Annotated in this window: 3 protein-coding genes; all 3 read right to left on the reverse strand. The window is 62.8% G+C overall.

The genetic code is table 11. The features are described from left to right. The coding region (locus tag EOA85_RS31440; RefSeq protein ID WP_164760004.1) for a sugar ABC transporter substrate-binding protein at positions 1-992 on the reverse strand (992 nt) is incomplete at its 3' end. A gap of 27 nt (positions 993-1,019) precedes the next feature. Then, positions 1,020-2,195 carry a PLP-dependent transferase gene (locus EOA85_RS31445; protein ID WP_127212332.1) on the reverse strand — a complete coding sequence of 392 codons (1,176 nt, stop codon included), beginning with the start codon at positions 2,193-2,195 and terminating at the stop codon, positions 1,020-1,022. Further along, positions 2,192-2,932 carry a FadR/GntR family transcriptional regulator gene (locus tag EOA85_RS31450; protein ID WP_127212333.1) on the reverse strand — a complete coding sequence of 247 codons (741 nt, stop codon included), beginning with the start codon at positions 2,930-2,932 and terminating at the stop codon, positions 2,192-2,194. The genes EOA85_RS31445 and EOA85_RS31450 overlap by 4 nt, the downstream gene beginning before the upstream one ends. Positions 2,933-2,943: the final 11 nt, after the last annotated feature.

The raw sequence follows: 2,943 nt of genomic DNA on the forward strand, positions 1-2,943 counted from the left end.
GTGCGCTTGTTCCACTCGACGTTGCCCTCGGGGCCTTCAAGCGTTTCGATCAGCTTCCAGGACAGGTCCTTGTTCTGGCTGGCCGCCATCATCGACCAACCGGCATAGCCGATGGTCGGGAACGTCTTGCCGGACGGCCCCTTCGGCATGGTCGTGACGCCGTAGTCTTCCGGCTTCATCCGCTCGGCTATCGCGATCAGTGCGTCCGGATCCTGATCAAGCATTGCGCAAGTCCCGGTGTAGAATCCGGCGACGATTTCGTTAAAACCCCAGTTGACGCTGTCCTTCGGTGCCAATCCCTTCTTGTAGAGATCGACGACCCAGGTCAGTCCCTTGATCCAGCCCTCGCTGTTCATCGTCGAGGTGCCGTCGTCGTTGAAGAATTTGTTGGACCCGGCCATCGTTGCGCCGAACATAATCCAGCCGTTGAGGCCGCCCGGCCCGCCGCGCAGGCAGTAGCCGTATTTGCCCGGAAGCTTGGAAACTTTCTCCGACGCCGCCACGAACTCGTCCATCGTCTTGGGCGGCTCGGCGACACCAGCCTCCTGGAACAGCTTCTTGTTGTAGAACATCGCCCGGAGATAGAAGCCATAGGGCAGCATGTAGGCGGTGTTGTTCACGTCGCGGCCGAGTTCAAGCGCGCGATCGGTGAGGCCCGAGGTGTGCTCCCATTTGGCAAGATAGGGTTCGAGGCTTTCGAGAAGGCCGTTGTTGGCATAGAGCGAGAGCCAGGTGTCCGGCATCTCCATGACGTCGGGGATTTCGCCGGCGGACACCATGGTCGCGAATTTCTGGAACGCCTCGCCCCAGGGCAGCGAGATGATTTCGACCTTCGTGCCCGGGTTGGCAGCCTCGAATTTGGAGACGATCGATTTCAGGGTTTCGGTGCGCTCGGGGCTGGTGATCACCTCCACGAGCTTCAGCGTCGTGTCGGCGAGTGCAGCACCCGACATCAGTACGGTGGCGAATGCGGCGATAAGAAGCTTCTTCATTTTCCGTTCCCTTCTTGTCTGGTTGCTTCAGGTCTTTTCTTCGGACGCGGCGTCGATCGCCGTTTCCAGGTCACTCCACAGCGCCTCGGTTCCCTCAAGGCCGACATGGAGACGCACGGACCGCGGATGGACGCCGAACGCCATCGCGGAATTGGGTTGGGCCTTCTGCTGCAGCACGACTTCGCCGGGCACAATGAGGCTTTCGTGGCCGCCCCAGGACACGCCCAGCTTGAACAGCTTGAGGCGGTCGGCAAACGTGCGGATATCGATGCCGTCGCGGAAGACAAATGAGAACAGGCCCGACGTGCCGGTGAGCCCCGCAGGAAGCTGGTTGGCCAACCCCGGATGACAGACCTTCTCCACGATCGGATGATCCTGCAGGCGCCGTGCGATTTCGAGGCCGGAGGCCTGATGCGCGCGCATCCGGATCGGCAGCGTGCGCAAGCCGCGGATCAAGAGCCAGGCGTCGAATGGCGACAGCTTGCCGCCGAGATATGGATAGGCTTCGCCGCGGATGCGGCCGATCAAGTCCTTCGAGCCCGCGACCACTCCGGCCACGACATCGCTGTGGCCACCCAGATACTTGGATGCGGAGTGGACCACAACGTCCACACCGAGCGACAGCGGCCGCTGGAAGACCGGGCTGGCCCAGCTGTTGTCGATGATGGTCGGGATGCCGCTGGACCTTGCCAGCGCAGCGAGCGCACCGATGTCATGCGTTTCCATGACCCAGCTGGTGGGGCTTTCCATATAGAACAGCTTGGCGCCAGGCAGGGCGCTCGCGACAGCCGCCTCGTCGCGCCCGTCGACATAGGTCACCTCGATGCGCATGCGCGCGAGCAGCGTCCCGAACAGCCGGAACGCGTCCGGGTAGATATGCCTGACCGCGACAATGCGGTCGCCCGGTTCGACGAAGCTCAGCACTGCCGATGAGATGGCGGACATGCCGCTCGCAAAACCAATGGCGTCCTCAGCGCCCTCCAGTTTTGCCAGCATTTCCTCGAACATGCGCACGGTCGGGTTCAGCCCGCGCGTGTAGGTCGGCCGCACTTTTTCGCCGCGGTATGTCTCGAGCATCTCGTCATAGTTCGGGAAGGTGAAGAGCGAGGTCTGCACGATCGGCGGAACGACGGCATCGAAGGCGTTGCCCTCGTCATGGGCGGCGATCAGCGACGCCTGGTCGAAAAAATCGGCACCGTTCATTTCGACATTTCCTCGATATCCTCTGCCACGATCTCGAGGATCTTCAGCGTTTTTCCGCGCGCCAGCTCCGCGTTCCTGGCGACGATGGCATCGAACAGCTCGCGGTGATACGGAAACGATCGCCGCGCGAAATCCTGCCGGTCGAAAGGATGGTCCCAGAAGCGCTCGAAAGCTTCGCGCATCTGCCCCAGGAGTTGGCGGAAAAGCGGGTTGTGCGTGGCGTCATAGACGGCCAGGTGAAAGGCCAAGTCTTCCGGACCCGACGTGCCGGTGGCGAGATGGACGCGCTCCATCTCGATGAGTTTTTCCTCGATCGTCCGCAGATCGTCGACTGTCCGCCGCCGCGCCGCGACCATGCTAGCCTCGGCCTCGATGCCGCGGCGTACCTCGAGGGTGTGCAAGAGGCCATCGCGCAGCTCTGCCGTATCGAGCGACAGCGGCAAATGGATCGTGCCGGCGGATATCGGCTTCAGCAGGTAGGTGCCGCTGCCTTTGCGGGTCTCGGTGACGCCGAGCGCTTCGAAACGCCCCATCGCCTCGCGTATCGTCGAGCGCCCGACGGAAAGCGCGGCCATCAATTCGCGTTCGGTCGGAAGCCGGTCACCGCTCTTCAGCGCAGCGCGCTCGACATAGTCGGCTAGCGCTTCCATAACCTGCTTGCCGCGGTCCAACGGCGGGAGCGTGGCGATTGCCACACGCGTGGCAGGTGCCCCGGGCAGTTCGCCGCGCGCTCGCATGGTGCCTACGC

The organism is Mesorhizobium sp. M5C.F.Ca.IN.020.29.1.1 (genome assembly GCF_003997375.1).
GTDB lineage: Bacteria > Pseudomonadota > Alphaproteobacteria > Rhizobiales > Rhizobiaceae > Mesorhizobium > Mesorhizobium wenxiniae.